At 29.1% G+C, this 6,000-nt stretch carries 6 protein-coding genes; all 6 read right to left on the bottom strand.

Translation table 11 applies throughout. The features are described from left to right. Positions 1 to 212: 212 nt before the first annotated feature. On the bottom strand, positions 213 to 1,064 hold the full coding sequence (locus HGI79_RS18195) for a YitT family protein (RefSeq protein ID WP_185652105.1): 852 nt from the start codon (positions 1,062 to 1,064) through the stop codon (positions 213 to 215). A gap of 385 nt (positions 1,065 to 1,449) precedes the next feature. Then, positions 1,450 to 2,052 carry an FTR1 family protein gene (locus HGI79_RS18200; protein WP_185652106.1) on the bottom strand — a complete coding sequence of 201 codons (603 nt, stop codon included), beginning with the start codon at positions 2,050 to 2,052 and terminating at the stop codon, positions 1,450 to 1,452. A 211-nt stretch (positions 2,053 to 2,263) separates the two neighbouring features. Further along, positions 2,264 to 2,779 (bottom strand): cob(I)yrinic acid a,c-diamide adenosyltransferase, encoded by a 516-nt coding sequence (gene cobO / locus HGI79_RS18205; RefSeq protein WP_185652107.1) that lies wholly within the window; start codon positions 2,777 to 2,779, stop codon positions 2,264 to 2,266. Beyond that, entirely contained in the window at positions 2,779 to 3,636 is an 858-nt protein-coding gene (locus tag HGI79_RS18210; RefSeq protein WP_185652108.1) for a kinase, read from the bottom strand. The genes cobO and HGI79_RS18210 overlap by 1 nt, the downstream gene beginning before the upstream one ends. 204 nt (positions 3,637 to 3,840) lie before the next feature. Next, complete coding sequence (locus tag HGI79_RS18215; protein WP_185652109.1) at positions 3,841 to 4,608, bottom strand: cobalt-precorrin-6A reductase; 768 nt, start codon at positions 4,606 to 4,608, stop codon at positions 3,841 to 3,843. 280 nt (positions 4,609 to 4,888) lie between these two features. Continuing rightward, positions 4,889 to 5,704: a sirohydrochlorin cobaltochelatase gene (locus HGI79_RS18220; protein WP_185652110.1), complete on the bottom strand. Its 816-nt coding sequence runs from the start codon at positions 5,702 to 5,704 to the stop codon at positions 4,889 to 4,891. Between the last annotated feature and the right edge of the window lie 296 nt (positions 5,705 to 6,000).

Here is a 6,000-nt window from a genome sequence, read left to right on the forward strand (position 1 = left end):
AAAACTGAAGCACATTTAAAAACTTTTTTATCAGTCTTAGTGAAGTGTTTTTAGAAAATCTTAGGAGCTTTGATATGTTTGAGGTACGAGTTTATCAAAGTTTCTTAGATTTTCAAAAACACGAACTTTAGACTGATTAAAAGTTTTTAACGTGCCGAAGTTTGGCAACATATTCCGGAGTATAAGTTAAGTTTCTACTTTGGAACCCTATATTAAAATATAGCAGCTTTGAAACCTTTCCCCTTAACTTCAGCCGTATCCATAATTGATATAACCGCAGTAGAATCTATTTCTTCAATTAGTGCTTTAGCTGCTTCAATTTCCTTAGATGTTAAGATACAGTATATGATATTAGTTTTATCACCTGTATAAGCTCCTTCCCCATAAAGATAAGTTACTCCTCTACTTAGTTTTTGTAAGATAGCTTGTTTTACTTTTTCACTATTTTTTGTAACTATTAAAACTACCTTTTCCTGGCATAATCCTTGAAGGGTTTTATCTACAATGGTTGCACTTATATACATTGAAATTAAGGTGTACACAGCTATTTCTAAGTTTCCAATGATCATTCCTAATGTAACTATCCCTGCATTTATCATAAATGCTATTCTACCTATAGATATCCCATATCTTTTCTTAACTACAACAGCAATAATATCAGTACCACCTTGTGAAGCTCTATTTTTAAATACTATACCTGCTCCAAGTCCAGTCAAAACACCCCCACATAAAGATGAAAGTAATGAATCAGGCATATAATAATAGTTTTGCAAATTTGATGTAAATATTAATGATAGAGACATAGAAATCATTCCAACAAAACTAAAAATTCCAAATTTTTTATCTACAGCTCTTATTCCTATTAAGAATATTGGAATATTAATAAGAATTACAGAATAACCAGAAGGAATCTGGGTTAAATATTGAAGTATTATTGCAATACCTGCAACTCCTCCACTTAACAGCTTATGAGGTATTATAAATACATTAACACCAATAGAATAAATTAAACTACCAATTATTATTGTTAAAACCTTAAATATATTTTCCTTCTTTACTACCATAATTCTATGCCCCCTGCACTATCTACTTTATACCTATATTCTATTATAGGTCCATTTACCAGTCAATGGATCTATGATTGGATTAATCCATGTATAAATTGAATTATAGGTTCTTTGACTCATATTTATGATTAAATCCTATTATCTCGTGAATAATTCCACTATTGCTTATGAATGCTAAGTTTTCATTTGTCAGAATATTATGCATTATTATTTTTCATAATAATAAATTACTTTAAACGCAAAAAACACCTAGCTTTCAACTTGCAAGGTGTTTTAAAAACTATACTTTGTGTTTTTTTATATACTCTTTTAACATATATTTAATAAAAATATATATTATTGTTACCCCGTAGAGTAGTTGTCCGCTATACCTAATTGATTCTCACATACACGAAAATAATCCTAATAAGCCTTCACCAAATAATCTTGATCCTATTAAGATTAAAATTATAGCAAGTGTATAAAATATAACATTAATATTAAGCATCATGACAATTTTGCATACCAAAAACATTATAATACTAGCACTAAGTATACCTAATAGTACTGATATATAAGTACTATCTAACGAGTTATTTATAAAAACACTTCTAAGTATAGAGCTTCTCAAGTTTTCTTTAAATATAATCAAGAATACAAATATAAATAAATTGAAAATTGTAATAATATCTAATGTTCTATATATGCCTAAATATGATTCTTTATTTTGTTTTCGTAATAATACAACATTACTCAATGCTAGTCCTGACAAAAGCAACATTACCACGCCCTGAAAAATCTGTTGTAAAATCATATTCATACTTTTATTTTCATTAAACATTACTACATTATAGGCTATACTCAAAATTGATCCTGATACAATACCATAATAAACAACTTTTCTTAAATCAGGTCTATTTATTTTTGATAAGTATAATAACATTAGCACAATAACTAATAAAATTTCAAAGCCTTCTCTAAAAGCAATTATTCCAGTGGTAATCATCCTTTCACTCCCTAAGTATATAGCTCTTGAAAATTTATATAACAGAGTACTAGCTAATACATCTATTATATAATAATCAAAACTAAGTATAATGTTGCACAAAAAAATAAAATTCCTACTAAAAATCAGTAAGAATTTTTATACTTATTATGGTTTATATTTTTACATGGTTATAGAGTTCCAGACTCGAAACCCTATAAACATTTAGAAGTTAATTTTCTATTCCTTTCCTTGCAGGAACTCCTTGTTTGTAATAATGTTTTATCTCTCTCATTTCTGTAACTAAATCTACTTTTTCTATAAGCTTTTCATGGGCATATCTACCAGTAATAATTACTTCAATTTTTTTATCTCTTTGTTCTAAAATATCTATAACTTCTTCTATTGTAAACAACTTATAATAAATAGCAATATTCAATTCATCTAGCACTACTACATCGTATTCCCCTGAGGTCAACACTTCTTTTACTCTTTCAAGACCCTTTCCAGCTACCTCAATATCAGCTTCACTTGGATTATTAAATATAAATACATCTCTACCAAATTGTTCTAACTTAAAGTTTGGTAAATATTTTACAGCATTCAATTCACTATATTCCATTCCCTTTACAAATTGTCCAAAGAAAACTTTTTTACCAGCACAAATTGCTCTAAGTGATAACCCCAATGCTGCAGTAGTTTTACCCTTGCCATTTCCAGTATATATTTGAATGTAACCTTTATCCACTATGTACCCTTCCTTTCTTTTAATCTATTATAGCTATCTAAAGCTTCTACTGAGTATATTTTACAGGAGCTTACTTTGTTTGAAATAGTTATTCCATAATTAAGTTTTTCAATATCACTATAAACTATTCCTAATACATTACCGCTATGAGCTCCAATTATTCCTAATCCTCCAGTTTCATATTTTATGTCCAAAACATGATGTAAAAAATTATAGTTTAGTCTTTTTTGGTTCCTTACGATACTCTCTGTGGATACATATGCTAATTTTTCAATACTTTTTTCTTTTACCGCTTCCTTCAGAATAGGGACTAAATCATCAACCTGACTTAATCCTGGTAGTTTCATCTGATTAAACTTAACTGTATCTATTACTTTATTACCTTCAAAAGCTAGTATATTATAATTAAAATAATCTCCTAATGTTTCCTTATATAAACCATCTTTATAATTAAACAATGTCATTTTGTCAAAGATTATGCTATCTGTAGGTTCTATATTGATGCACTGTTCTATAAGTTCATCTTCATTGAATTGTCTTTTAAACATTTTAATCAAGCAATGATATAATCCGCATAAATCCGCAGTACTACTTGCCATACCTTTTCCGTAAGGTATTTGAGATTTTATTTCTATGTCAATATTTTTTTCATATTCTTCAAGGCCCCAAAGTTTTAATATATTATAAAGAAAATCTGACGACTTTTTAAATCTTAGTTTTTTATTAGAATTACAGCACTCAAACAATCTAATTCTAGTGTAAATGTTAACTGGAGAAGATATTAGCATGTCTTTATTTTGTATTTTTCCTTGTAGTATTTCTCCAAAACTTCCTGGATAAAACGTTACAGTTTCCATAAAATACATCCTTTGTATAATTTCAAATAATAACTTCTTACAAATGTAGATACCCATGCCCGAAATTCAACTTATACCACCGAATATGTTGCCAAACTTCCGCACATTAAAAACTTTTAATCAGTCTAAAGTTCTTGTTTTTGAAAATCTAAGACTTAGCATATTCCCTATCATAAGCTAGGTTTTCAGTTTTAAACTCTATACCTATTTATAAGAATTATATAAATATTTCACCAATAATTCTACATCATTAAATGAGTTGTTATATATTTTTTCCTGTCTATCTATTATAAACGCCCATATATTATTATCTATACAAGCTTTAAGCTTTTCTTCGGTTCCACCCTGCACACCGCTGTCTTTTAAAATCATAGCCTTAGCATTATACTCTTTTATAAAAGCACAATTGAGATCATAACCTATGGGACCTTTTATGGCAACTATGTTATCCACTGCTATACCATATTCAAAACATTCTTGCATAACCTTTACTGAAGGGAGTACTCTATGAACTATTCTATTTTTTAGTTTCATAGCTAGTATCTTATCAAGGTTTCTACTTCCAGTAGTATTTAATATATTTCCTTCAATATGCTTTATCTTTTCATGAAGTTCATTATAGTTCCTTACTGTAACTACATTTTCTTCATTTCTATATTTCTCTGCACAAGATGGTCTTTCATATCTTATATACTCTATTCCAAGCGTTTCGCATACCTTAATCGAGTTTTTAGTTATTTCCAGAGCATAGGGATGAGATGCATCAACTAAAACTTTTACTCCCTTTTCTTTTAAAGTTCTAGTTAGTTCTTCCAATGTTAAAGGAGTAGTATTTAAATATTTATATTTATAATCCTTTAATATCTCGCCACCATACTCCGTAGCTGTAGAAATAAATATATCATCTGTGAAATTATTAAGTAAAGAAAGGATTTCCCTTCCCTCAGAGGTTCCAAGAATTAATCCGATCATATACAAACTCCTTTATTAACTTATATAGAGATCTAGTCTTGAAATTTAACTTATACGTAAGGATATATTATCAATGTTGAAGGCACATTTAAATATTTTTTAATTAGTCTTAGCGAGAATTTGAGAAAAATCTTAGAACTTTAGATATGTTTGAGTGAAACGAGTTTATCAAAGTTCTTAGATTTTTCTAAAATTCAAGCTTTAGACTAATAAAAAATATTTAACGTGCCGAAACATGATAATATATCCTGGAGTATAAGTTAAATTTCCACGCTAGATCTTAGTCTTCTTTTTCAATCATCAAAGGGTTTCCCTCTATACAATCTCTAATATGCTGTACATAAATATCTTGGAAATCCTTATTTTCACCCAATCCGTGCATATATACATCTACTTTAAAGCCTTCAGCCTCTAATGTATTTTTCCATGATTCTTCTTCATCACTAGCCATATCATTTATAGCATGATCTCCAGCCACAAGCATAAAGGGCATTAATGTAACTTCTCTTATATTATTTTCTTTAAGCTTTGGAACTATGTTATCTAATATAGGGTATCCTTCTACAGTTCCTATATAAACATGGCCTAACCCATTATCATTTAAAATGCACTGAAGTAAAGCATAACTTGCATTGGCGGGATGAGTAGAACCATGTCCCATAAGTAATACAGCGAAATCTTTTCTGTATTCTGGCAGCTGAGCTTTTAACGCATCAACAGCTATCTGATAATCCTTCTCTCTATAAAGAATAGGTCTTCCTAAAACCAATTTAGAAAAACAATCAACATATTTATTAACTCCACGTACTATTTTATCGTACTCATCTCCAGGCATTATATGTAATGGCTGCACGTAAACTTCTGTAAAACCTTCTGATTTCATCTTCTCTAATGCCTCTTCAGTAGTATCTATATAAATGTTATTTTCAACCTTTAGTTTCTTAATTATCATATATGAAGTAAAAGCACTTCTCACCTCATAATCTGGAAAGTTATCTCTTATTCTATTTTCAGTACTCTTTATACACAACTCTAATGTATTAAGAAAACTAGTACCAAAACTTACTACTAAAATACCTTTTTTTACCTTGTCCATTTGTCCACCTCTTATTTTATATTTATGTACTGTTAACTTATATTTTCACTGCTGAATCCCATATAGATGACCACAACTTAAATTTAATTTATGCGTAGGGATATGATGCCAAAACTGAAGGCACATTTAAAAACTTTTTTATCAGTCTTAGTGAAGCGTTTTTGAAAATCTTAGGAGCTTTGATATGTTTGAGGTACGAGTTTATCAAAACTTCTTTTAAAATCTATTATGAAACTACTCTTCCTTTCGTCAGAGTAGTAAGCGATTCGCACAAAATCACAGATTTTGGCTCTCTG

It is taken from the genome of Clostridium sp. DJ247, from assembly GCF_014231265.1.